This is a genomic window from Rathayibacter sp. VKM Ac-2879 (genome assembly GCF_015351245.1).
Classification (GTDB): Bacteria; Actinomycetota; Actinomycetes; order Actinomycetales; family Microbacteriaceae; genus Rathayibacter.
Map to the genome: position 1 here is coordinate 69472 of NZ_JADKSO010000005.1, position 23633 is coordinate 93104.

Below are 23633 nucleotides of genomic sequence, written 5' to 3' on the forward strand. Positions count from 1 at the left end.
CTCCTCGCGTTCTGCTCCCGTACGACGTCGGCCGTGGCGAACGAGGGGGCCACCCGTGGGGACTGAGTGGCTCCTCCTGGGCGTCGGCCTGCTGCTGACCCTGGGCACCGGCGTCTTCGTCGCGAGTGAGTTCGCGCTCGTCAACCTCGACCGCGCCGATCTCGAGGCGCGCCGCGATCGAGGCGAGACCCGCCTCGGCCTGACGATCGCGGCCCTCCGCGTCACCTCGACGCACCTGTCGAGCGCGCAGCTCGGGATCACGCTCACGACGCTGCTCACCGGCTACACGATGGAGCCCGCCCTCTCGACGCTGCTCCAGGAGCCCTTCAGCGGCCTGGGCATCCCCGAGGAGGCGCTCGCGCCGGTGATGACGGTCGTCGCGATCGTCATCGCGACCCTCCTCTCGATGATCCTCGGCGAACTCGTGCCCAAGAATTTCGCGCTCGCCCTGCCGCGGGCGACGGTGAAGCTCGTCGTGCCCCTGCAGACAGCCTTCACGACCGTGTTCCGCCCCGCCGTCGCACTGCTCAACGGCAGTGCCAACGCCCTGCTGCGCCTCGTGGGCATCGAGCCGAAGGAGGAGCTCTCGGGCGCGCGGAGCGCCGAAGAGCTCTCGAGCCTCGTGCGCCACTCCGCGAGCGCAGGACTGCTCGAGGAGGACACGGCCGACCTGCTCGGGCGCACCCTCCGCTTCTCCGCCCTGACGGCGGGCGACGTGATGACACCGCGCCTGCGTCTCTCGACCCTCGAGCGCACCAGCACCGCGCAAGACGTGCTCGAGCTCGCCCGGGCCACAGGCCTCTCGCGCTTCCCCGTCACCGACGACGACATCGACGACATCATCGGAGTCGTCCACGTCAAGCAAGCGGTCGCCGTGCCGCGGGGCAAGCGCTCCGACGTGCCGGTGACCGCGCTGCGATCGGAGCCGCTCCGCGTGCCCGAGACGATGAAGCTCGACGTGCTGCTCACGGAGCTGCGCGGGCGCGGGTTCCAGCTGGCGGTGGTCGTCGACGAGTACGGCGGCACCGCGGGCGTCGCCACGCTCGAAGACCTCGTGGAGGAGCTCGTGGGCGAGGTGGCCGACGAGCACGACCGTTCGCGCGCCGACGTGGTCAAGCTTCCCGGCTCCACGACCTTCCCCGGCATGCTCCGTCCCGACGAGGTGCGCGACCGCGCGGGAGTGCACATCCCGGAGGAGGGCCCGTACGAGACGGTCGCGGGCTTCGTGATGAGCGAGCTCGGTCGCCTCCCCGCCGTCGGGGACGAGGTGCCCGTCGCCGGTGGTGCGCTGCGTGTCGAGCGTCTCGACGGACGACGCATCGACCGCATCCGCTTCACCCCCGACTCCGACGCCTACGGCGGCATCCCCGACCCGATCGCGGGCACCACGCCCGCGAGTCGCTCGCACAAGGAGGCCGGCGATGAGTGACTGGGCAGGGATCGCCTGGCTCGTGGTGCTGCTCGCCGCGAACGCGTTCTTCGTCGGCGCCGAGTTCGCCGTGATCTCGGCCCGCCGCTCGCAGATCGAGCCGCTCGCCGAGAGCGGGAAGCGCAGTGCCATCATCGCGCTCGCCGCGATGGAGCACGCCACCCTGATGCTCGCGACGACTCAGCTGGGCATCACGGTGTGCTCGCTGCTGATCCTCAACGTCAGCGAACCGGCCATCCACCACCTCCTGGAGGTGCCGCTGCACGCGGTCGGCATCCCAGACGAGTTCTCGGGGACCGTCGCGTTCGTCGTCACCCTATTGATCGTGTCGTTCCTGCACGTCGTGCTCGGCGAGATGGTGCCGAAGAACATCTCGTTCTCGATGCCGGATCGCGCGGTGCTGCTGCTCGCGCCTCCGCTCGTCGCCGTCGCCCGCGTGCTGCGGCCCCTCATCGTGGCGCTCAACGCCGTCTCGAACGGGGTCTTGCGGCTGTTCCGCGTCGAGCCCAAGGACGAGGCGAACAGCACCTTCACTCTCGAGGAGGTGCAGACGATCGTCGACCAGTCGACCCGGGAGGGGACGCTGCGCGACTCCACGGGCACTCTCCTCGCGGCGTTCGAGTTCACCGAGAAGAAGGTGCGCGACGTGGCTCTGCCGCTCGACGGCATCGTCAGCCTCCCGAGCGGAGCGACTCCCGCCGACGTCGAGCGCGCCGTCGCGAAGCACGGCTTCTCGCGGTATGTCGTCCTCGGCGAGGACGGCTCTCCCGAGGGGTACGTCCACCTCAAGGACGTGCTCGACCTCGACGGCGACACCGAGGGTGCCAAGTTCCGGCTCCCGGTTCCCGCCAAGCGCATCCGCCAGCTCGCCTCGATCTTCGAGGCGACCGACCTCGAGGACGCGCTGGCGACGATGCGCCGCACGGGAGCGCACCTCGCGCGAGCGTTCGACGAGCAAGGGCGGGCGACGGGCGTGCTGTTCCTCGAGGACATCATCGAGGAGCTGGTCGGCGAGGTCGACGACGCCACCCGTCGCTGAACCGCCGCGCGTAGGGTGGCCGGTGTGACGGGCGACTATAGGCGGTTCGGTGTGAGGGAGGCGGCGCGCGTCGTGCGCGTGCCGCGTGCGGAGGACGACAAGTACAGCCGCGGCGTCGTCGGCATCGCCACGGGCTCGGAGCGGTACCCGGGAGCCGCCGTGCTGGGCGTGGAGGCGGCGGTGCGCACGGGAGTCGGCATGGTCCGCTATCTCGGGTCGGAACGACCCTCGTCGCTGGTGCTCGCCCGGCGCCCCGAGGTGGTGACGGCGCTGGGCCGCGTCCAGGCGTGGGTGGTCGGCTCCGGCACGAGCGCCGAGGACCGCACCGAGGAGGAGCGGCGAACCCTTCTCGAGCAGCTGCACTCGGGCGTGCCCGTCGTGCTCGATGCGGGGGCGCTCGACCTCGTCGGCGAGGTCGCCGGTCCCGTCGTCGTGACTCCGCACGCCAGGGAGTTGGCCGGGATGTTCGCGAGAGACGGCCACGAGGTCGAGCCGCGTGAGATCTCGGGCGACGCCGGCGCGTGGGCGCGGCGGGCCGCCGAGCACTTCGGAGTCTGCGTCCTGCTCAAGGGCAGCACGACGCACGTGGTGTCGGGAGGCGTGGCCTTCACGGTCAGCGGCTCCACCCCCTGGCTCGCGACGGCCGGGAGCGGCGACGTCCTGGCCGGAGTGCTGGGCGCGCTGCTCGCGGGCCGCGCGGTCGACGCGGAGAGCGCGGGCGCCTCCCTGGACGACGACGACCTCGCCGCGGTGGCGGCCGCCGCGGCGGTGCTGCACGCGCAGGCGGGGAGCGTCGCCTCCAGGGGCGGCCCTCTCGCGGCGCTCGACATCGCCGAGCAGCTGCCGGGGGTCGTCGCGCGCTTGCTGAGCTGACGCCGTCCGATGTCCGTCCCCGCGCGTTCGTCCGGGGTCGTCGGCAGTCTCCGGATCAGAACAAGACCACTGAACCGATCGGCGCGGCACCCCGTTGTCCAGGAAGAGGCGGCCGTACCCCGGCATCGGGACCGCACAGCCGCCTCTTCGCATGCTCGAAGAGAGCGCCCCTACTGTCGGATCCGCCGCGTCCGCTCGATCAGGAGAACAGACATGACCGCGAAGACCACGACTTCCGTCCGCTACGCCCTCACCCTTCTCGCCGGAGCCGGCACCCTCGCCGCCCTCTCGGCCTGCTCCAGCACCACGACCGCGGGGAGCGCGGACGCCATGAGCACCGCCGACTCGGCGAGCTCCGCTCCCACCGCGAGCTCCGCCCCTGCGGCGACCGGCTCCGCCTCGTCGACCGGCAGCTACGCCGACGGCACCTACCAGGCCGAGGGCTCGTACACCTCACCCGGGGGCACCGAGAAGATCGGCGTCTCGCTCACCCTGGCCGGCGACGTCGTGACGGCCGTCACCGTCACGCCCGAGTCCGAGAACCCCACCGGCGACCAGTATCAGGATCGTTTCGCCGGCGGCATCGCGGGGGAGGTCGTGGGCAAGAAGCTCGACGATCTGAAGGTCTCGAAGGTGTCGGGCTCGTCCCTCACCTCCGGCGGGTTCAACCAGGCCGTCGACGCGATCAAGGCCGATGCCAAGGCCTGAGCCTTTGAGCGTGCTCGAGCATGTCTGGCGGTTCGACGCGATCGGCACCGCCTGGGAGATCGACTCGGTCGACCCGCTCGGCATCGAGCAGCGCGATCGGGTCGAGGCCCGGATCGAGGAGTACGACCGCACGTGGTCGCGTTTCCGCTCCGATTCGGCCGTCTCGTTGTTGCGGTCCCAGCCGGGGGAGCACGTGTTCCCCCCTGAGGCCGACGCGCTGTTCGCCCTCTACGACACCCTCGCCGAGCTGACCGGCGGGTCCGTGACCCCGTTCGTCGGCGATGCGCTCGAGACGCTGGGCTACGACGCCGACTACTCGCTCGTGCCGCGAGGCCCGGCCGCTCCCGCACCCTCGTGGCGGGCGGCACGGCTCCACGGAGGCGTCGCCGTGCACACCGAGGCGGGCGTCGTCCTCGACGTCGGGGCCGCGGGCAAGGGGCACCTCGTGGACCTCGTGCTCGAGGAGCTCGGTGCCGCCGGTCCGATCGTCGTCGACGCGAGCGGCGACCTCCGTGCGCGAGGCGTCCGTGAGCTGACCGTGGCGCTCGAGCACCCCTACGACCCGACGCGAGCGATCGGAGTGGCGACGCCCGGAGAACGCGCGCTGTGCGCCTCCGCGAGCAACCGTCGCGTCTGGGGCGAGGGCCTGCACCACGTGCTCGACGGTCTCACGGGGCGTCCTGTCGAGACCGTCGTGGCGACCTGGGCCGTGGCCGAGAGCGCGCTCGTCGCCGACGGCCTCGCCACCGCCCTTTTCGTCTGCTCGCCCGACGTGCTCGCCGAGCGCTTCGAGTTCGACTTCGTCCGCGTCTTCAGCGACGGCACCCTGCACTCGTCACCTCATTTCCCTGGAGAGGTCTTCCGATGATCGGCACTCTCGATCGCGCGCTCGGCCGCATCACCACCTACCGTCTGGTCTGGATGACGCTCACGGCGCTCCTCCTGCTCGCGGTCGTCTACGCGGCCGCGGGGCTGATCTTCTCGACGCCGTACGAACTGATCGTGAGCACGGCCGTTGCGGTTGGCTCGACCGTCGTCGTGAGCATCCTGCTGGCCCGACTCGTCGGCAGGCGCGCGCACCTCGAGTCCTCCCTGGTGACCGGGCTGCTGATCGCGTGCCTGCTGTTCCCGACGGCCGATCCACAGGGGCTGGCGATCATCGCCCTCGTCGGAGCGATCGCCGCGGCCTCCAAGTTCGTCCTCGCCTGGCGCGGCAGGCACCTCTTCAACCCGGCAGCTGTCGCGGTCCTCATCATCGGCATCACCCAGCTCAACGCGGGAGTGTGGTGGATCGCCTCCGGGGCGCTGTGGCCGTGGGTCCTGCTCGGCTCGCTCCTCGTCGTCGCACGGGTACGACGGTGGGCGGTGTTCGTCGTCTTCGTCGCGGTCGCCGGAGGCATCTCGGTGTGGCAGTCGGTGCAGAGCGGACAGGAGCTCCCTGCCGCGCTGACGCTCGTGCTCACGGCCTATCCTTTCGTCTTCGCGGGCGCCTTCATGCTGACCGAGCCGCTCACGCTCGCGCCGCGGCGCTGGCAGCAGCTCGTCGTCGCGGTGGTCGCGGCGCTCCTGGCGAGTGTGCCGTTCCGTTTCGGCATCTTCTACGCGAGTCCCGAGCTGGGGCTCGTCGTCGGGAACGCGATCGCGTTCGCCTTCGCGTTCCGCCAGCGCCGCCGGCTGGCGCTCGAGCTGATCGGGTCGAGCCCCCTCGCGCCGGGGATCACCGAGTTCCGATTCCGCCCGAGCGCCCCGCTGCCCTTCGAGGCCGGGCAATGGCTCGAGCTCGACCTGCCGCACCGCGCCGACGGGCGAGGGAGCAGGCGGACGTTCTCGATCGCCTCCGCGCCCACGGGCGGCGAGATCGCGGTGGCCATGCGCGTGCCCGAGAGGTCGAGCAGCTTCAAGCGTGCGCTCGCCGCGCTCGAGCCAGGTGGCATCGTCCGGGCGACGAGCGTCGGAGGCGACTTCGTGCTACCCGGCGATGCTTCGGTCCCGCTCCTCCTCGTCGCCGGTGGAATCGGGATCACTCCCTTCGCGAGCCAGCTCGCGGCCCTCTCTGACGCACCCGGACGCGACATCGTCGTGGTGTACGCGGCACCGCGGATCGAAGAAGTCGCCTACCGTGACCTCCTGCTCGCGAGTGGGGCGCGGGTGGTCGTCGTCTCGCGGGAGGCTCCGGGAGTCCTCCCCGAGGGCTGGACCCACGTCTCGGGGCGCCTGACGGCCGAGCGTCTGACGGAGGCGGTCCCGGACGCGCGGCATCGTGTCGGCTACGTCTCGGGTTCGCCCTCGTTCGTCGACTCGGTGCGCGGCGCGCTCCGTGGCGCCGGAGCGCGGCACATCAGGACGGATGCCTTCGCGGGCTATTGATCGCCCACGCCGGCGTCCAGGCGCCGCTCGAATGCGCCGTCTACACTGACGCGGTGCCGACCTCTCCGCCTGCCCGCGTTCGCCTCCTCGCGTGGCTGCGCGAGAACCGCGACTCGGCCTCCCTGCTGTGGAGCGGCTTCGCCCTCGTGCACGTCGTGCTCTCGCTGCTCGCGCTGTACGCTCCCGGCCTGCCCATGGGCGACGTCAGCTATGTCTACAAGGAGTGGATGCGCACGGCGGTCGAGGGCGGAGGCATCGCCGGCATCGACTCCGGCTGGGTCTACCCCATCCTCGCGTGGGCGCCGATCGCCGCCTCCTGGCTGTTCGGGGCTGCCGGCTACGACGTGATGTGGCTCCTCCTCGTCGCGCTGGCCGATGCCGCGGCCTTCGCGCTGCTGCTGCGCGGTCGCGTGCCCCTCCGACTCGCCGCCGCACGCTGGTGGCTGCTCTTCCTGGTGCTGCTCGGCCCGATCGCGATCGGGCGCATCGACGCGTTCACCGCGCCTCCCGCCATCGCCGGGATGCTCTGGATGGCGACTCGGCCCGCAGTCGCCTCACTGCTGCTCACCGTGGGCACCTGGATCAAGGTGTGGCCGGCCGCGATCCTCGCGGGCGCGGTGCTCGTGCTGCGGGGCCGGGTGCGCATGGTCGTCGTGGCGGCGATCGCCTCCGCCGTCCTGGTGCTCGCGGTCGTGCTGGCCGGAGGGGGCGCCCACGTCTTCAGCTTCGTCACCGATCAGACGTCCCGAGGCCTGCAGATCGAGGCGGTCGTCAGCACGCCGTGGATGTGGCTGTCGATCCTGCCGCGCTCGGCGAGCTTCGTCTGGTACGCCGCCGACATCAACACCTTCGAGATGCATGGGCCGTTCACGACCGAGGCTGCAGCGCTGATGACTCCGCTGTTGGCGGTGGCGATGCTGGGAGTCGCTCTGCTCGGGTTGCGCGCGTTGCGGGCCGGAGTCGCCGCGACCCGGCTCTTCCCGCTGCTCGCGCTGACCCTCGTGGTGGTGTTCATCGACACCAACAAGGTCCTCTCTCCGCAGTACATCGTCTGGTTGGCGCCTCCGGTGATCGCGGGCCTCGTCGCCCACCGCGACGGAGCCTTCGCGACTCCGGCGAAGCTGACGCTCGTGATCGCCGCGCTCACGCAGGTCATCTATCCCTATCTCTACCTCTTCCTCCTCTACTCGCACTGGTACATGGTGCTCGTGCTCACCGTCCGCAACGTCTTGCTCGTGGTGCTGCTCGGCTGGCTCGTCCGTGAGCTCTGGCGCGTCGGGTCGACCCGCCCCTTCGAGGGCTCCCTCGAACTGCCCACCTCCACGTTCGCTGGCGCCGCGCGCTCGGCGTGAGCCTCCCCGGCTCGTAGGCTCGGAGGCGGTGGCCGAGACGCGGCCACCCCGCCAGCCAGGAGGCTCCCATGCTCGTCGCATTCTCGGTCGCACCCTCCGGAGGAGAGGGCCCTGACGCTTCGGTGCACGACGCCGTCGCGGCTGCCGTCCGCATCGTCCGTGCCTCGGGGCTGCCCCATCGCACCAGCTCGATGTTCACCGAGATCGAGGGGGAGTGGGACGAGGTGTTCGACGTGGTCAAGCGCGCCACGGAGGCGGTCGGCGCGTTCGGGACGCGCGTCTCGCTCGTGCTCAAGGCCGACATCCGCCCGGGCTATACGGGGGAGATCGACGCGAAGCTCGAGCGGCTCGAGCGGGCGCTGGAGGAGTAGTCGGCGGCGCCTCCCGCTCGCTCGGAGACGCGTCGCGAGCGCGGTTATCGAATCGATTCGACAGGGGGCGTATTCTCGGTAGCCTGGAGGGGTGACCCTCTCGCCGGCCCGCACCCGCCTCGCCCTGCTCGCCCTCGCGATGGGCGGCTTCGGCATCGGCTCGACCGAGTTCGTGGCGATGGGCCTGCTGCCGCAACTGGCCGCCGACCTGCTCCCGGGCGTGTACTCGAGCGACTCCGAGCTCGCGATCTCCCAGGCCGGGATGCTGATCTCGGCCTATGCGCTCGGCGTCGTCGTCGGCGCGCCGACCATCGCGGCGGCCGCGGCGCGCTGGCCGCGCAAACGCCTCCTCCTGACCCTGCTCGTCGCCTTCACCGTGGGCACCGTCGCCTCGGCGCTGCTCCCGAGCTTCCCGCTCGTGCTCGCCGCCCGCTTCGTGGCGGCGCTGCCGCACGGGGCGTACTTCGGCATCGCCTCCCTCGTCGCCGCCGATCTGATGGGGCCCGGCAAACGGGGCAAGGGCGTCGCCTTCGTGCTCTCGGGACTCACGATCGCCAACGTGCTCGGAGTGCCCGCGATCACGTGGGTGGGGCAGACGGCCGGCTGGCGCAGCGCGTATCTCGTGGTCGCCGCCCTGTTCGCCCTGACGGTGGTCGCCGTGTGGTTGCTCGTGCCGCACCAGCCCGGCGATCCCTCGGCCACGGTCCGCAACGAGCTGCGCGCCTTCGGCCAGCTGCAGGTGTGGATGACGTTGCTGGTGGGCGCGATCGGCTTCGGCGGCCTCTTCGCGATGTACAGCTACATCTCGCCGCTGTCGACGGAGGTGACGGGGCTGCCGCCGGGCGCGGTGCCGGGGATCCTGGTCGTGATCGGCCTGGGCATGACCGTGGGGAACCTCGTCGGCGGCTGGGCCGCCGACAGGAACGTGCGCCGCTCCCTCGTCGTCTTCTTCGTCGGCGTCGGCGTCTCGCTGGTCGGATTGGCGCTCACGGCCGAGACCGTCGCGGGGCTCGTCGTCTTCACCTTCCTCGCGGCCGGATGCTCGGCGGCCGCCTCGCCGGCGATCCAGACCCGGCTGATGGACGTGGCCCGCGACAGCCAGACCATCGCGGCGGCGCTCAACCACTCCGCCCTCAACATCGGCAACTCCCTCGGCGCGGCCCTCGGCGGGCTGACGATCGCCGCGGGCCTCGGCTACCTCTCGCCGATCTGGGTGGGGGTCGGCCTCACCGCGGCGGGCATTGCGCTCGCGCTCGGGAGCATCGCCATCGACCGCGCCCGCGGCACCGTCTACCCCACGCAGCGCGCGCCTGTCACCGAGGACTCAGGGGGTGTCCCGGTGGACGCGCTCTGAGCGGCGCGTTCCGTCGCTCGTGCGGGGCGGGTCCGCGGGACTGTGGCAGTATCCCGGGATGCGCGCGATCCAGTACGACCGGTTCGGGGCGACACCGACCGTCGTCGATGTCCCTCGTCCCTCGTGTCCGGCCGACGGCGTCGTCGTCCGCGTCCGCGCGACCGGCGTGTGCCGCAGTGATTGGCATGCGTGGAAGGGCCACGACGACTCCGTCGTGCTCCCGCAGATCCCCGGTCACGAGTTCGCCGGAACGGTCGAGGAGGTCGGCGAGGCGGTCGCCCGTTTCGCGGTCGGCGATCGCGTCACCGCGCCCTTCGTCTTCGCCTGCGGCGCATGCGAGCAGTGCGTCGCAGGGGCGACCCAGGTCTGCCTCCGCCAGCGGCAGCCCGGGTTCACCCTGCCGGGCTCCTACGCGGAGGCGCTGGTCGTCCCCCACGCCGACCTCAACCTCGTGTCCCTCCCCGACGAGATCGGCTTCATCGAGGCGGCGGGCCTCGGTTGCCGTTTCGGCACCGCCTACCACGCACTGCATGCGCGAGGTCGCGTCGCGGGGGGAGAGTGGGTCGCGGTCATCGGCTGTGGTGGGGTCGGCCTCTCTGCCATTCTCGTCGCGCGTGCGGCGGGCGCCCGGGTGGTCGCCTCCGACGTCTCCGAGGCGGCACTCGCGCAGGCGGAGCGGCTCGGAGCCGTGGCGGTGCCCTCCGGCGCGGACACGGTCGCCACGATCCGCCGGGTGACGGAGGGCGGCGCGCACGTCTCCGTCGACGCCTACGGGAGCCGTGCGACGTCAGTGACCGCCGTCGCCTCCCTGCGCCCCCGAGGCCGCCACGTGCAGGTGGGGCTGCTTCTCGACGCGGAGGCGGCGCCGGCCATCGCGCTCGGGCGCGTCATCGCCGAAGAGCTCGAGCTGCTCGGCAGCCACGGCATCGCCGTCGGCGAGTACGCCGCGATGCTCGAGGACATCGTCGCGGGGCGACTCGGCCTCGACGGTGTCGTCGGCCGCACCGTGTCGTTCGACGAGCTGCCCGCCATCCTCGCGGAGATGGACCGTCCCTCCGCCTCGGCGGGCATGACGGTGGCCGTGCTCTGAGGGTCGCGATCCGGCGGTCGCGGCTCAGTCCGTCTCGATCAGGATCCCGTCGTGGATGGCGCGCTTGCGCAGCGCCACCTTGGTGCCGACGTCGATGCCCACGACCCGGTACTTCTCGCGGATCCGCTTGAGGTACGACTTCGCCGTCTCCTCCGAGATGCCCAGCTCGAAGGCGACCGACTTCACGGGCTCGCCGCCCCCGTAGAGCGCCATCACCCGGCGCTCCTGAGCACTGAGCTTGGGTGCGCCGTCGGAGTCGCCGGTCGAGAGGGCCATGTCGAGCTCATGCGAGATGTAGGAGTGGCCGTCCTTCGCCGCACGGATCGCCTCCACGATCATGTCGGCGTCCTCGGTCTTCACGAGGTAGCCCAGCGCTCCGGAGGCGAGCGCCTCGCGCACGACCGCCGGCTCGGAGTAGGTGCTCATCAGCACCGTCTTCACGCCCGTGGTCTTGAGGGTCGAGAGCTTGACCGAGATCGGGATGTTGTCCTTGAGGTCGAGGTCGAGCAGGACGACGTCGACGGGGAACTCGGGATGCGTGAGCAGCTCGGGCCAGGAGGCGACGGCGGCGACGAGCTGGATGTCGGACGCTGCCCCGCGGATCCACTCCGTGAGGGCGCCGAGAAGCATCTTGTGGTCGTCGACGACGGCGAGGGTGATCTTCGCATCGGTGGCGGGGTGGGTCATCGGTGTCCTTCTCGTCTAGTCGTCTGGGGTTTCGATGCTGCTCAGCGATCGGCGGGATTCTCGACGAGACACTCGATCTCTATGCGCAGTTCTCCGTCGCGGGACAGGTCGCGGTAGCTGCCGACCTCAGCGATAGCTTCCCACGTCGCGGGATCGACTCCCCGCAGCGGCGCTCCCTCCGAGCGGAGGACGAGCGGGACGAGGAGCGTCCGCGGGGGAGTGCCGAGCGGTGGCGTGGTCGGGATGCCGGCCTCGATGTGGAGCTCCAGACCCAGCCCGGTCGCCCCGTCGGCGATCAGCCAGACGGCCGAGAGCAGTCCGTCGCGTTGCCGGTGGCTGAGCAGTCCGGCACTGCCGTCGGGGTCGTCGAGCTCGACGAGGGGCGCGAGCACCTCGGACTCGAGGACCGCGTGGTGTAGCCAGGTCTCGCGGCGTCCTTCGATGAGGTGCAGCCGCAGTTGCGTCGCGAGGGAGGCGGCGTGAGCGGCCCGCTGCGGGTCGAGGGGCACGTCCACGGAGCCGTCGCCGACCTCGGCGAGGAGGCGTTCCGCTGCGAGGTCCAGGCGCGCGAGCTCCTCCGACGCGAGCATCCCGACGGTGTATCGCGGGCCCAGGGTCGTGCTCTGCACGAGCGCGCGATCCGTCTCGAGCTGCACCATGCGGTTCAGCCCGCGCATCATGACCACCACGACCACAGCGGGGACGATGGTGACGATGAGCGCACCGATACGCACCGAGAAGCCGGCCGCGCCTCCGCTGTCCATCACGCTGAACGCGGCGATGTCGGCCGCCCCGATGAGGATGGCCACAGCGAGTACCTCGCTCGGCCGCCGGTGCACGATCAGCGCGCCGTGCGCGACGGCGACCGCCGCCGCCGCCGTCGGGACGGTGGCGGCAGAGCCCGGCTGCGTCACCGCGACGAGGTCGAGGACGACGGCTGCGGCACCGATGACCAGGAACGCGGCGTACACGCCTCCGGGGAGCCGCTGTCGTGCCATGCGCGTCGCGGCGGCCGTGCCCAGGAAGGCGATGCCGACGAGGACCCATGCTGCGCCCGTGAGCTCGGGGTGAGAGTAGCGAGCGATGGTGGTCAGGAAGACGAGCAGCTCGTAGACCAGGAGCACAGCGGCGACCCAGGCGAGCCGGCTGCCGAGGTAGGCGACGCCCAGCCCCTCCTGCTGTCGACGGGCGGCTCGGGAGGCGTGGCCACGCCTCGGCGCTCCTCCGCTGAGCAGGGGGGCGACGGCCTCCGCGCCGGAGGTCGAGGAGCCTCCGGTCGCCTCGCTCACTTGGGCACCTCCAGCACCACGGTCGTCCCCGAGCCGGGTGAGCTGAAGAGCCGCGTGCGTCCGCCGACATCGGCCAGTCGGGCCACCACCGACTCCTTGTAGCCGAGCTTCGACGAGGGCACCGCGCCGACGTCGAAGCCCGCGCCGGCGTCGGTGATCATCGCTCGCACCGTGTCCGGATCCTCCGTGATCGTGACATCGGCGGAGTTCACGCCGGAGTGCCGACGGACGTTCTCGAGGCACTCGGAGAGCGCGAGGAGGAACGACTCGAGGGCGGCCCCGCTGAGCACGACCTGTCCGCTGCCGTGCCAGATGACGTCGAGCCCCATCCGGCCGAAGCGGCTCTTCACGCTCTCGAGGGTGTTCGCGGCGGGGGCCGTCGTCACGCTCGTCAGCTGGTACGAACCTGAGGCGCTCGGCGTCGGCGTGGCTCCGAGACGCAACTGCCGTAACAGCCGGGCGTCCTGGGCCGCCTGCTCGCGGAGGGCGTCGACCGACACTCCGCGGCCGGAGTGGGCGAGGAGGGTCAGGGTGGCGAGCACCGTATCGTGCAGGAGCCGCGCGCCCTGGCGGCGGCGCGCCTCCGTCTCGCTCGCCTGTCGTTCGACGCGGTGGGCGTTGCCGATGCTGTCGATACGGCGCACGACCCGGGGGACGGCGGCGCTGATCCAGAGGGCGAACGCACTGAGGGTCACCCACGGCACGATGCTCTGGGCGATGACGCTCACGGGTGCGATGGAGCTCGCCACCAGGACGGAGGGGATCACGCTCGGGATCATCACGGGCAGGAGCAGAGGGAGTCGGCGGGCCGAGGTCGTGACGATGACGGCGGCGATGCTCGCGGTCACGGCGTTCGCGGAGCTCACCAGGACGAAGCCGGCGAAGCCGCTCCCCGGCGCGAGGCCGACGGCCAAGCCGCCGCCGAGCACGATGCCGCCCGCGGAGGCGAGGACGACTCCGGCCCGGGTGCCGCGGCGGGAGAGGAGGAAGTGCACGACGGCGAGCCCGAGCACCAGAAGCACGGCGAACGGCACAGCCTCGGACCGGAGCACTCCCGGGACGAGGGCCATCGCGAGCAGCGCGGCGTCGAGAGGCAGAGCGATCGCGCACGCGCACTGGCGCAAGAGGCGGTCGCGCGCGCGGGCGCTGCGCATCAGCGGCACGGGTAGCCCTCCTCCGGTTTGCCTCGCGCGGCGGTACGCGGCGCCCGCCCATCGTGCACCACTCTCACCTGAGTGCTCTCATCGGAGTGTGCGCCTCACTCGGCGGGATGCGCGAGCAGGCGGGCCAGATGCGCGCCGACCGCGTCGTCCTCGATGAGGAACCCGTCGTGGCCGAACGTCGACCCGATCACCGCCACCTCGGGCCCGTCGAGCGCACCGGGGGCGTGAGCGGCGATGATCGCCTGGCCCTCCACGGGGAACAGGCGGTCGCTGTCGATGCCGAGCACGAGGGTCGGGCTCGTGATCCGCGCGAGGGCCGTCTCCACGCCGCCGCGACCGCGTCCCACGTCGTGCGAGTTCATCGCCTCGACGAGCGTGATGTAGCTGTTCGCGTCGAAGCGTCGGGTGAATTTGTTGCCGTGGAAGTCGAGGTACGACTCGACCGCGAACCGGCCACCGCCTCCGAGGGGGCTGAGGCCCGACTGCCAGCTGCGTTCGAAGCGCTCATTGAGCTCTGACGGGCTGCGGTAGTTGAGCAGCGCCATGCGGCGGGCGAGCGCGAGGCCGTGGTACGGACCCTGGCCGTCCCCCGCGTCGTAGTAGGCGCCTCCGGCGAACGCCGCATCGTTGCGGATCGCCTCCAGCTGAACGAAGTTGAGGGCGATCTGATCGGCCGTGACCCGCGGAGGAGCGGCGAGCACGGCCAGGCGGGCGACCCGCTCCGGGTGTTCGATACCCCACTCCAACGCCTGCATGCCGCCCATGGAGCCGCCGATCACGGTGTGCCAGCGCTCGATTCCGAGGCGGTCCGAGAAGAGCGTCTGCGCGCGCACCTGATCGCGGATGCTCGTGTAGGGGAAGCGGCCCCCCCACTCCCGGCCGTCTGGCGCGAGCGATGCGGGCCCGGTCGATCCCTGGCAGCCGCCGAGCATGTTGGGTGCGACGACGAAGTACCGCTCGGTGTCGATGACGAGCCTTGGGCCGACGAGCCCCGACCACCAGCCGTCGGTCGCGTGGCCGGGGTCGCCGCGGCCGATGAGGTGGGAGTCGCCGGTCAGCGCGTGCAGGACGAGCACCGCGTTGTCCCGCTCGGGCGAGAGCGCGCCCCACGTCTCGTAGGCGATTCGTGCCTGGGGGAGGTGGCCGCCGGACTCGAAGTCGAACGGGCCGAGATCGACGAAGCGGCGTCCGCCCGGGGGGTCGCCATCGCGCCAAGCGCCCGTGGCCGGCGGCTTGCCGATCACCGAGAGCAGCTGGCGCTCGGTCACGAACGCCGACGGGACGGTGTCCTCGAGTGTCTGCTGCCAGTCCATAGCGGTGTCTATCGTGGCACGCGGCGCACTGCCGCCTCGCCTGTGTTACGTCCGTCGTTGTCGCCGTCTCCGCGACCGGTCGCGAGGTGCCCCCGATGTGCTCTGTGCACGACGCACCCGCCGGAGCAGGGGACCTCGTGCACAGAGCACACCGTCGGGCGAGTGACGCGGCTAGGCGTTCGCGCGGGACGCCTCCACGACCGCTCGGGCCGCCTGCAGTGCCTGCGCGAGGTCGGCGCGCAGGTCGGCGATGTTCTCGAGGCCGACCGAGAGGCGCACGAGCCCGGGAGTCACGCCCGCGGTCAGCTGCTGCTCGGGAGTGAGCTGCGAGTGCGTGGTCGAGGCCGGGTGGATCACCAGAGAGCGCACGTCGCCGATGTTCGCCAGGTGAGAGAAGAGCGTCAGCGAGTCGACGAAAGCACGGCCCGCGTCCACGCCGCCCTTGAGCTCGAACGAGAGCACGGCGCCGACGCCCTTCGGCGCGTAGCGGTTCGCTGCGGCGTACCACGGCGAGGTCGGCAGTCCCGAATAGTTCACCGAGGCGATGTCCGCGTGGTTCTCGAGGTACTCCGCGATCTCTTGAGCGTTCTGCACGTGGCGCTCGATGCGCAGCGACAACGTCTCGATGCCTTGGATGAGCTGCCAGGCGCTCGCCGGGGCGATGGAGGCTCCGAGGTCGCGCAGCAGCTGCACGCGCGCCTTGATGATGTAGGCGAGCGAGTCGCCGACCGCCGCCGTGTACACGGCTCCGTGGTACGACTCATCCGGAGTCGTGAGGCCCGGGAAGCGCTCGGCGTTCGCGGTCCAGGGGAACCGGCCGCCGTCGACGATCGCGCCGCCGATGACCGTGCCGTGGCCGCCGAGGAACTTCGTCGCCGAGTGCACGATGATGTCCGCGCCGTGCTCGAACGGACGGATCAGGTAGGGCGTCGCGATCGTGTTGTCGACGATCAGGGGGACCCCGGCGTCGTGGGCGACGTCGGCGACCGAGCGGATGTCGAGGATGTTGATCTTGGGGTTGCCGACGGTTTCGGCGAAGAACAGCTTCGTGTTCGGACGCACCGCGCGGCGCCACTCCTCCTGGTCGTCCTGGTTCTCGACGAAGGTCGTCTCGATGCCCAGCTTCGCGAGGGTGTACTTGAAGAGGTTGTAGGTGCCGCCGTAGATCGAGGAGGAGGAGACGATGTGGTCTCCGGCCTGCGCGATGTTGAGGACGGCGGCGGTCTCCGCCGCCTGGCCCGACGCGAGCAGCAGGGCTCCCGATCCGCCCTCGAGAGCGGTGAGTCGTTCCTCGACGACCGCCTGGGTCGGGTTCTGGATGCGCGTGTAGATGTTGCCGAACTCGGCGAGCGCGAAGAGGTTCTGCGCGTGCTCCGAGTTGTCGAACACGTAGGAGGTCGTCTGGTAGATCGGAGTCGCGCGAGCCTTCGTCACCGGATCCGGCGCTGCCCCGGAGTGGATCTGCTTGGTCTCGAACTGCCACTGCTCGGGGTCGGTCATCATGCATCCCATCGGGTCGGAAGAGGTCAGAGGGACGGAGGCCTTTCTCCGCCGCGTCGAGCCTAGGCGCGCTCCTCTCGAGGGGCGAGGCGTCCCGACACACGGGGTAACGCCGAGACGGGCGGCGTCTGGTCGGCGGCCGCGCGCGGCCGCACTACCGTGGAGGCGGTGGCGCCCGACGGGGGCCGACGGACGAAGGGGACGGGCGTGGAGCGACGGGTCGTGGTGACGGGAGCGAGCTCGGGGATCGGTGCGGCGACGGTCCGGCTGTTTCGAGAGCGCGGATGGCAGGTCGTCGCGGTCGCCCGTCGACGGGATCGTCTGGAGGCGCTCGCTGCCGAGGCCGGTGCTGAGTTCGTCGTGGCCGACCTGACCGACGAGCAGCAGGTCGCCTCCCTACGCGAGCACCTCGCCGCCTCCGGACCCGTGCACGCTCTGGTGAACAATGCCGGAGGAGCGCTCGGGCTGGACACGGTCGAGGGCTCCGACGCCGCCGACTGGCGCCGGATGTTCGAGATCAACGTGCTGTCGGTCAAGCTCGTCACGAGTGCCCTGCTGCCGTTGCTGCGTGCGGGCGCCGCCGAGGGCGATTCCGCCGACATCGTGACCGTCACCTCGATCGCCGGCCACGTCGCCTACGAGGGAGGAGGCGGCTACAACGCCGCGAAGTTCGCCGCGCACGCGCTCGTGGCCGTCCTGCGGCTCGAGCTCGCCGGTGAGCCGATCCGCGTCATCGAGATCGCGCCGGGCATGGTGCACACCGACGAGTTCTCGCTCGTGCGCTTCGGCGGCGACCAGGCGCGAGCCGACGCCGTCTACCGCGACGTGCCGGGGCCGCTCCTCGCCCAGGACGTCGCTCAGGCGATCGTCTCCTCCGTCGAGCTGCCGGCGCACGTCAACCTCGATCTCGTGACGATCAAGCCTCTCGCCCAGGCGGCACCCCACAAGGTGATCAAGCGCGCGCTCTCGCCGAAGGCCTGAACGCTCTTCAGGCGCGATGTGACGCGGAGGCGCGCGACGCCCTAGCCTGTCCCTCATGGTTTCCGACGCCGACGACTCCGCTGCCCTCCTCGCCGCCACGGAGAAGGAGGTCCTCGGCTGGCTCGAGTTCGGCGACGCGGCGCGCCACCTCGCCGACGACGTGGTCGCCTCGGGGTTCCGCCCCGAGCTGGTCGTCGCGATCGCGCGCGGCGGGCTCCTCCTCGCCGGGGCCGTCGCCTACGCGCTCGGCATCAAGAGCTGCGGCGCTCTGAACGTCGAGTTCTACACCGGGGTCGAGGCCCGGCTCGCCGAGCCGGTCGTGCTCCCGCCCCTGCTCGACGAGGCGTCGGTGCAGGGCAAGCGCATCCTCCTCGTCGACGACGTGTCCGACTCGGGCCACACCTTGGCCCTCTCTGTCTCGCTCTTGAGCGCCATGGGCGCCGAGGTGCGCACGGTCACCCTGTACACCAAGCCGCGGACGGTCCTCGAGCCCGACTTCTTCTGGCGGCGCACCCCACGGTGGATCGTCTTCCCGTGGTCGGCCCTGCCCCCGGTGGACGGAGCCCTCGCGGAGGACGACGAGTGAGCGTCCACCTGATCGGCGGCGGAGGCGGCGTCGAGCACGACCAGCAGCTGTACTCCGCCTTCTTGGCGGAGGCGCGCGACCACGCGGTCGACGTCGGCCGCATCGAGGGCCCGCGCGTCGCGATCGTCGTCGTGCACGACGGGCTCGGGCCGGAGGCGTACGCCGGCTACGCCGCGCTCCTCGCCTCTGTCGCGCCCCTCGACCCCTTCCCGGTCATGAAGCCCGAGGGTGGCCGGATCGACCCCGCGGTCTTCGACGACGTCGACGGGGTCTTCGTCGGTGGCGGACTCACTCCCGCCTACCGCGATGCCCTCGAGTCGTGCTTCGCCCGTCTGCGCGAGCTCGTCTCCTCCGGCGTGCCCTATGCGGGCTTTTCGGCGGGGGCGGCCGTCGCGGCCGACCGTGCCATCGTCGGCGGACACCGCATCGGTGGGGTGGCCGTGGCCCCGGAGGCTGCGGCCGAGGAGCTCGACGAGGTCACGGTCCTCGAGGGCATCGGCCTCGTCGACGTCTCCGTCGACGTCCATGCTGCCCAGTGGGGCACCCTTGGTCGCCTCGTCGCGGCCGTCGAGGCGGGGCTCGTCGACGGTGGCGTCGCACTCGACGAGTCGACGCTTCTCACTGTCGGCACCGGTGCGTTGCAGGTGGGGGGCGCAGGCTCGGTCTGGCGGGTCGTCGGCGGCGCGTCCGGCGTGCAGGTCTCGACCCTCGCCGCGAGCTGAGCCCATGAATCTGAGAGAGCTCGCGGAGGCGGGACTCATCGATGCCGGCTGGGCCCGTGCCCTCGAGCCCGTGGGCGCCGACATCGCCGCGATGGGCGACTTCCTGCGCGCCGAGGTCGCTGCGGGGCGCTCCTACCTGCCAGCCGGCCGCGACGTGCTGCGTGCCTTCGCGGCCCCGCTCGAGCAGGTGCGGGTGCTCGTCGTCGGGCAGGATCCCTATCCGACGCCCGGGCACCCGATCGGGCTGTCCTTCGCGGTCGAGCGGCACGTCCGACCGGTGCCGCGGAGCCTCCAGAACATCTACCGCGAGCTGCGTGACGATCTCGGCGTGACGCCTCCCGAGCACGGCGACCTCAGCGGGTGGACGTCGAGCGGCGTCATGCTGCTCAACCGGGTGCTGACCGTCGCCCCGGGCGCTCCCGCCTCCCACCGCGGCAAGGGCTGGGAACGGGTGACCGAGCACGCCATCCGCACCCTCGCTGCGCGACAGCAGCCCCTCGTCGCCCTCCTCTGGGGCCGCGACGCCGCGAGCCTGCGCCCTCTGCTGGGCGACGCGGGTGTGATCGAGAGCGCGCATCCCAGCCCGCTGTCGGCGTCGCGCGGCTTCTTCGGCTCTCGCCCGTTCAGCCGCGCCAACGCGCTGCTCGCCGAACGCGGCGCCGAGCCGGTCGACTGGGGAAACCTGCCCTGAGCGGGTCGGGTCGGCTCTGCGGTCGCGCGCGGATACTGTTGCCGGGGTCGACCATCGTCAGAGGGGAGTCAGATGCTTGAGGAAGAGTACGAGACGCGGCGGGTCCTCCCTCCGCACCTGCGCAAGGCGCCGCCGCCCGAGACCGAGTTCTCGTTCGAGATCCGGGAGGCGCGGGAGGCCGATCTGCCGGACATCCGCGAGATCTACAACCATTACGTGCGCAACACGGTGGTCACCTTCGACGAGGACGATTCGACGTTGAAGGAGTGGCGCACCAAGTTCACTCGCGGCCAGAAGCTCGGTCTTCCCTTCATCGTCGCGACGTCGCCGTCTGGTCAGATCCTGGGCTACGCGATGGTCTCGCCCTGGTCGTCCAAACGCGCCTACCGGTTCACCGTCGAGAACTCGATCTATCTGCGCGCAGCCTCCACCGGCAAAGGCCTCGGCAAGGCGCTCATGATCGAGCTCCTCGACCGCTCGAAGGCGGTCGGCATCCGGCAGATCATGGCCGTCATCGCCGACAAGGGCGCGGAGGCGTCGCTCGCCATGCACGCGCAGTTCGGCTTCGTCGAGGTCGGCCGCATGGGGCGCGTCGGCTTCAAGTTCGACCGCTGGTTGAGCACGGTCCTGCTGCAGAAGACGCTGAAGTAGCCGGGCCGAGGCGATGCCTCTGCCCTGCGGGGCGACTCTGCGAATGCGCCGCACCGCAGCGGAGCCCCAGCACCGGACTCCTACACTTGTTGCATGGAATGGCTCGTCCCGCTCGTCATCGTCGTGGTCCTCGTCGTCGTCCTCGGGATCTACCTGTGGGTGACGTACAACTCGTTGGTGACGCTCGCTGTCCGGGTCGACGAGGCCTGGAGCGACATCACGGTGCAGCTCAAGCGACGCGCCGACCTCATCCCGAACGTGATCGACTCGGTCAAGGGCTACGCCTCCCATGAGCGGCAGGTGTTCGAGTCGGTGACGCAAGCGCGCGCCGAGACGCTGCAGGCCCAGGGGCCGGCCGAAGCCTCGGTCGCCGAAGACCACATGCAGAAGGCGCTCAAGTCGATCTTCGCGGTGGCGGAGGCGTACCCGCAGTTGCAGGCGAGCCAGAACTTCCTTCAGCTCCAGGGAGAACTGGTCGACACCGAGGACAAGATCCAGGCAGCCCGTCGCTTCTACAACGGCGGCGTGCGCGAGATGAACACCAAGGTGAAGGTGTTCCCCAACACCCTCTTCGCGCGCCGACTCGGCTTCTCGGAGCGCGAGTTCTTCGAGGTCGGCGACCTCGCCGCGATCTCGGAGCCTCCGCGCGTGCAGTTCTAGGATCGCGAGCCATGTACAGCGCCATCGCGCGGAACAAGCGCAATACGGTGATCATCCTCGTGCTGTTCCTCGCCATCATCGGCGGCCTCGGCGCGCTCGCCTCCGCGATCTACCACAACACCGCCATCGTCGTGATCGTGCTGGTCGTGGCGGCGGCCTACGCGCTCTTCCAGTATTTCTTCGCGGCGGGCCAGGCGGTGGCGCTCAGCGGAGGCATCCCGATCGACAAGGCCGACGAGCCGCGCCTCTACCGCATCGTCGAGAACCTCTCGATCGCCACCGGGACCCCGATGCCGCGCGTCTACCTGATCGACGATCCGGCGCCGAACGCCTTCGCAACCGGACGCGACCCCGAACACGCCGTCGTGGCCGCGACGACCGGGCTGCTCGCCATCATGGATGACGCCGAGCTCGAAGGAGTGATGGCGCACGAGCTCGGTCACGTGCGCAACTACGACATCCGCGTCTCGATGATCGTGTTCGGCCTGGTCGTCGCGGTCGGTTTCCTCTCCGACGCGTTCCTGCGTCTCACGTTCTTCGGAGGCGGTCGCGGCAACAACAACAACGGTGGAGGCAACAACCCCGTCCTCCTCGTCGTGGGGCTCGTCGCGATGGTGCTCGCCCCTCTCGTCGCGACGGTCGTCCAGCTCTCGATCTCACGCCAACGCGAGTACCTCGCCGACGCGACGAGCGCCCTGACGACCCGTCACCCCGATGCGCTTGCGAGCGCGCTGCTCAAGCTCGAGTCGACGGGCCGCCCGATGCGCAGGCAGAACACGTCGATGGCGCACCTGTGGATCGCGAACCCGTCCACGCCCGGCGTCGTCGCGCGCCTCTTCGCGACGCACCCTCCCATCGCCGATCGTGTCGCCCGCCTGACCGAGATGGGTTCCCGCTTCTAACTCGCCCGCCTGCGCTCCGGCCGGCCAGCAGCCTGAGCACCTACACGGGCGCACCCTGCGCGGCCAGCGGGCCGCCGTCGAGGGTCGAGAGGTACTCCTCGAAGACGGGCGCCGGGTCGATCCCCTCGGACGCCGCGTCGACCAGCGCCCGGCGAACGAGCGCGAGGACCACGGTCGCGAGCACAGCCGCTCGCGGTGACGAGGGCTGGTCGAGGCCCATACGCCGGGCGATGAAGGGCGTCAATGCCGCCTCGCCGTCGTGCAGCGCCTGCGCCCACACGGCTCGCATGGCCGGCGTCTCGGTGAGCAGGGGCAGCAGCCGGAGGGTTCGCGCGAGGTGCGGTCCGGACGCGGCAGCCGCGAAGGCGCGGGCGAGCGCCCTGTTGAGGGGCTCTTCGGCCGGCCGGGCGAGCAGGGCGCTCCCCATCGCCGAGATCGCGGCGGCGAGCACGGGGCGCACGCAGTCCTCACGGCTGCCGAGGTACCGATGGAAGGTGCGCGGTGAGACTCCCGCCGCGTGGGCGAGCTCTGCGGTGGTGACTCCGATGATCGTGCCCCGTTCGAGCAGGAGGGCGACGCAGCGCTCCGAGAGCGCCAGCGCGAGCCTCCCCCCGCGCGGTCCGTCGGCGCTCACGCCAACGCCTCGGGATGATGGGTCGAGAGGGCCGCGAGCAGCGCGGGGGCGAGCGTCCCGGCGCCGACGATCTCGATGGCGTCGAGGCCCTGCCACTGCGCCGCCTCGACCAGGAGCGTCGCGAGGCGCTCGGCCGTGTCGGCGGGGGCGCCGGGTTCGAGCCACGCGGCCTGCACGAGGAGCACGCGACGCCTCCGCTCGCTCTTGAGGTCGACGCGGGCCGCGATCGTGTCGTCGAGGAGGACGGGGAGCACGTAGTAGCCGTGCACCCGCTGCTCGGCCGGCGTGTAGATCTCGATGCGGTAGTGGAAGTCGAAGAACAGCTCGGCACGGGGCCGGTGCCACACCACCGGATCGAACGGCGACAGCAGCGCATCGGCGCGGAGCGATCGCGGGCGGCGCGAGTCGACGTGCCGCCACAGGGGGAGGGGCCGCCCGCCGCGTTCCCAGCCGCGCACCTCGACGGGCTCGAGTTCGCCCGCTTCGACGAGCTCGAGCACCGCCGCCCGAGTGGGGGCCTGGAGGAGGCGGTGGTAGTCGGCGAGGTCGCCGAGCGTCGCGACGCCCAACGCTCGGGAGGCGCGTCGCACGAGTTCGCGCATCGCCTCGGCCGCGGGAATCTCGACGTCGAGCACGTCGCGGGGGACCAGCTGCGCGGCGAGACCGTAGGACCGCTCGAAGCGGACGCGCCCCGCGGTGACGACCTCGCCCCACCGGAACAGGACCTCGAGCCCGCGCTTGATGTCGGACCACCCCCACCACGGCCCGGTGCGGGTGTTGGCCTCGTGCTCGATCTCGGAGGCCCGCAGCGGCCCGTCGGCGAGCGCCGCGCGCAGCCAGTCGAGCGTGGCGCGGTTCTCGGCCGCCCACCCTTCGTGCTCGGGAAGGCGGACGCGGCGGTACTGCTCCATCCGCCATCGGTACAGCGGCAGGTCTTCGCGGCGGATCAGGGCGGCCTCGTGCGCCCAATACTCGAGGAAGGGACCGCTCGGGCTGAAGGCGGCGGCGTCGAGGAGGGAGCGCTCGTAGGGGCCGAGCCGGGCGAGCAGCGGCAGATAGTGACTCCGCTCGAAGACGTTGACCGAGTCGAGCTGCAACGGCCGAAGGCGATCGACCGCGGCGACCACCTGGCGCGCGCCGACTCTCGCAGGGCGCGGGACGCCGAAGCCCTGCGCGGCGAGGGCGATGCGGCGCGCGAGGGCGGGGGAGAGCTGCTCGGTCATGGTGCGACCACGCTAGCGAAGACCACCGACATCGCTGTCGACGATCGT

At 71.2% G+C, this 23633-nt stretch carries 24 protein-coding genes; 17 read left to right on the top strand and 7 right to left on the bottom strand.

What is annotated here, in order from left to right; genetic code table 11:
* The first annotated feature begins 55 nt into the window (after positions 1 to 55).
* The 10 genes from ITJ45_RS12760 (at position 56) to ITJ45_RS12805 (ending at position 10583) form a co-directional block, all read left to right on the top strand.
* Positions 56 to 1429: a hemolysin family protein gene (locus tag ITJ45_RS12760; protein ID WP_194610733.1), complete on the top strand. Its 1374-nt coding sequence runs from the start codon at positions 56 to 58 to the stop codon at positions 1427 to 1429.
* Positions 1422 to 2468 (top strand): hemolysin family protein, encoded by a 1047-nt coding sequence (locus tag ITJ45_RS12765; protein ID WP_194610731.1) that lies wholly within the window; start codon positions 1422 to 1424, stop codon positions 2466 to 2468. Before ITJ45_RS12760 ends, ITJ45_RS12765 begins: the two co-directional genes overlap by 8 nt.
* A 24-nt stretch (positions 2469 to 2492) precedes the next feature.
* Positions 2493 to 3341: an ADP-dependent NAD(P)H-hydrate dehydratase gene (locus tag ITJ45_RS12770; RefSeq protein WP_194610730.1), complete on the top strand. Its 849-nt coding sequence runs from the start codon at positions 2493 to 2495 to the stop codon at positions 3339 to 3341.
* A gap of 213 nt (positions 3342 to 3554) precedes the next feature.
* Positions 3555 to 4049 carry an FMN-binding protein gene (locus ITJ45_RS12775; RefSeq protein WP_194610728.1) on the top strand — a complete coding sequence of 165 codons (495 nt, stop codon included), beginning with the start codon at positions 3555 to 3557 and terminating at the stop codon, positions 4047 to 4049.
* Between the two features lie 10 nt (positions 4050 to 4059).
* Positions 4060 to 4917, top strand: coding sequence for an FAD:protein FMN transferase (locus tag ITJ45_RS12780; RefSeq protein ID WP_323743047.1), 858 nt, complete (start codon positions 4060 to 4062; stop codon positions 4915 to 4917).
* A complete protein-coding gene (locus ITJ45_RS12785) occupies positions 4914 to 6416 on the top strand; it encodes an FAD-dependent oxidoreductase (protein ID WP_194610724.1) in 1503 nt (500 codons plus the stop codon). The genes ITJ45_RS12780 and ITJ45_RS12785 overlap by 4 nt, the downstream gene beginning before the upstream one ends.
* Before the next feature lie 53 nt (positions 6417 to 6469).
* Positions 6470 to 7768 carry a glycosyltransferase 87 family protein gene (locus tag ITJ45_RS12790; RefSeq protein WP_194610722.1) on the top strand — a complete coding sequence of 433 codons (1299 nt, stop codon included), beginning with the start codon at positions 6470 to 6472 and terminating at the stop codon, positions 7766 to 7768.
* 68 nt (positions 7769 to 7836) lie between these two features.
* Positions 7837 to 8139 (top strand): thiamine-binding protein, encoded by a 303-nt coding sequence (locus ITJ45_RS12795; RefSeq protein ID WP_194610720.1) that lies wholly within the window; start codon positions 7837 to 7839, stop codon positions 8137 to 8139.
* Positions 8140 to 8278: 139 nt separating this feature from the next.
* A complete protein-coding gene (locus ITJ45_RS12800; protein ID WP_194610851.1) occupies positions 8279 to 9493 on the top strand; it encodes an MFS transporter in 1215 nt (404 codons plus the stop codon).
* A gap of 58 nt (positions 9494 to 9551) precedes the next feature.
* Positions 9552 to 10583 (top strand): alcohol dehydrogenase catalytic domain-containing protein, encoded by a 1032-nt coding sequence (locus ITJ45_RS12805; protein WP_194610718.1) that lies wholly within the window; start codon positions 9552 to 9554, stop codon positions 10581 to 10583.
* Between the two features lie 24 nt (positions 10584 to 10607).
* On the opposite strand, the gene ITJ45_RS12810 is transcribed toward ITJ45_RS12805, so the two are convergent.
* From ITJ45_RS12810 to ITJ45_RS12830, 5 genes are all read right to left on the bottom strand, one after another.
* Positions 10608 to 11270 carry a response regulator gene (locus tag ITJ45_RS12810; RefSeq protein ID WP_194610716.1) on the bottom strand — a complete coding sequence of 221 codons (663 nt, stop codon included), beginning with the start codon at positions 11268 to 11270 and terminating at the stop codon, positions 10608 to 10610.
* Positions 11271 to 11311: 41 nt separating this feature from the next.
* Positions 11312 to 12559 carry a hypothetical protein gene (locus ITJ45_RS12815; protein ID WP_194610715.1) on the bottom strand — a complete coding sequence of 416 codons (1248 nt, stop codon included), beginning with the start codon at positions 12557 to 12559 and terminating at the stop codon, positions 11312 to 11314.
* Complete coding sequence (locus ITJ45_RS12820) at positions 12556 to 13713, bottom strand: sensor histidine kinase (RefSeq protein WP_228493980.1); 1158 nt, start codon at positions 13711 to 13713, stop codon at positions 12556 to 12558. Before ITJ45_RS12820 ends, ITJ45_RS12815 begins: the two co-directional genes overlap by 4 nt.
* 104 nt (positions 13714 to 13817) lie before the next feature.
* A complete protein-coding gene (gene metX, locus ITJ45_RS12825; RefSeq protein ID WP_194610714.1) occupies positions 13818 to 15035 on the bottom strand; it encodes a homoserine O-acetyltransferase MetX in 1218 nt (405 codons plus the stop codon).
* A gap of 171 nt (positions 15036 to 15206) precedes the next feature.
* The gene (locus ITJ45_RS12830; protein ID WP_194610847.1) at positions 15207 to 16535 is read right to left on the bottom strand and encodes a bifunctional o-acetylhomoserine/o-acetylserine sulfhydrylase; all 1329 of its coding nucleotides are present in this window, start codon (positions 16533 to 16535) and stop codon (positions 15207 to 15209) included.
* Between the two features lie 207 nt (positions 16536 to 16742).
* Here ITJ45_RS12830 and ITJ45_RS12835 point away from each other — a divergent pair, with 207 nt between their 5' ends.
* From ITJ45_RS12835 to ITJ45_RS12865, 7 genes are all read left to right on the top strand, one after another.
* Positions 16743 to 17516, top strand: coding sequence for an SDR family oxidoreductase (locus ITJ45_RS12835; RefSeq protein WP_323743046.1), 774 nt, complete (start codon positions 16743 to 16745; stop codon positions 17514 to 17516).
* Between the two features lie 55 nt (positions 17517 to 17571).
* Complete coding sequence (locus ITJ45_RS12840; RefSeq protein ID WP_194610713.1) at positions 17572 to 18102, top strand: phosphoribosyltransferase; 531 nt, start codon at positions 17572 to 17574, stop codon at positions 18100 to 18102.
* Entirely contained in the window at positions 18099 to 18824 is a 726-nt protein-coding gene (locus ITJ45_RS12845; RefSeq protein ID WP_194610712.1) for a Type 1 glutamine amidotransferase-like domain-containing protein, read from the top strand. The genes ITJ45_RS12840 and ITJ45_RS12845 overlap by 4 nt, the downstream gene beginning before the upstream one ends.
* 4 nt (positions 18825 to 18828) lie before the next feature.
* A complete protein-coding gene (locus ITJ45_RS12850; protein WP_194610711.1) occupies positions 18829 to 19515 on the top strand; it encodes a uracil-DNA glycosylase in 687 nt (228 codons plus the stop codon).
* A gap of 72 nt (positions 19516 to 19587) precedes the next feature.
* Positions 19588 to 20166, top strand: coding sequence for a GNAT family N-acetyltransferase (locus ITJ45_RS12855; protein WP_194610710.1), 579 nt, complete (start codon positions 19588 to 19590; stop codon positions 20164 to 20166).
* Positions 20167 to 20259: 93 nt separating this feature from the next.
* Complete coding sequence (locus tag ITJ45_RS12860) at positions 20260 to 20826, top strand: LemA family protein (RefSeq protein ID WP_194610709.1); 567 nt, start codon at positions 20260 to 20262, stop codon at positions 20824 to 20826.
* A gap of 11 nt (positions 20827 to 20837) precedes the next feature.
* A complete protein-coding gene (locus ITJ45_RS12865; protein ID WP_194610708.1) occupies positions 20838 to 21728 on the top strand; it encodes a M48 family metalloprotease in 891 nt (296 codons plus the stop codon).
* Positions 21729 to 21768: 40 nt separating this feature from the next.
* Here the strand turns inward: ITJ45_RS12865 and ITJ45_RS12870 are convergent, their stop codons facing one another.
* Together ITJ45_RS12870 and ITJ45_RS12875 are read right to left on the bottom strand one after the other, a co-directional pair.
* Complete coding sequence (locus ITJ45_RS12870; protein WP_194610706.1) at positions 21769 to 22362, bottom strand: TetR/AcrR family transcriptional regulator; 594 nt, start codon at positions 22360 to 22362, stop codon at positions 21769 to 21771.
* Positions 22359 to 23585, bottom strand: coding sequence for a winged helix-turn-helix domain-containing protein (locus ITJ45_RS12875; protein ID WP_194610704.1), 1227 nt, complete (start codon positions 23583 to 23585; stop codon positions 22359 to 22361). The genes ITJ45_RS12870 and ITJ45_RS12875 overlap by 4 nt, the downstream gene beginning before the upstream one ends.
* Between the last annotated feature and the right edge of the window lie 48 nt (positions 23586 to 23633).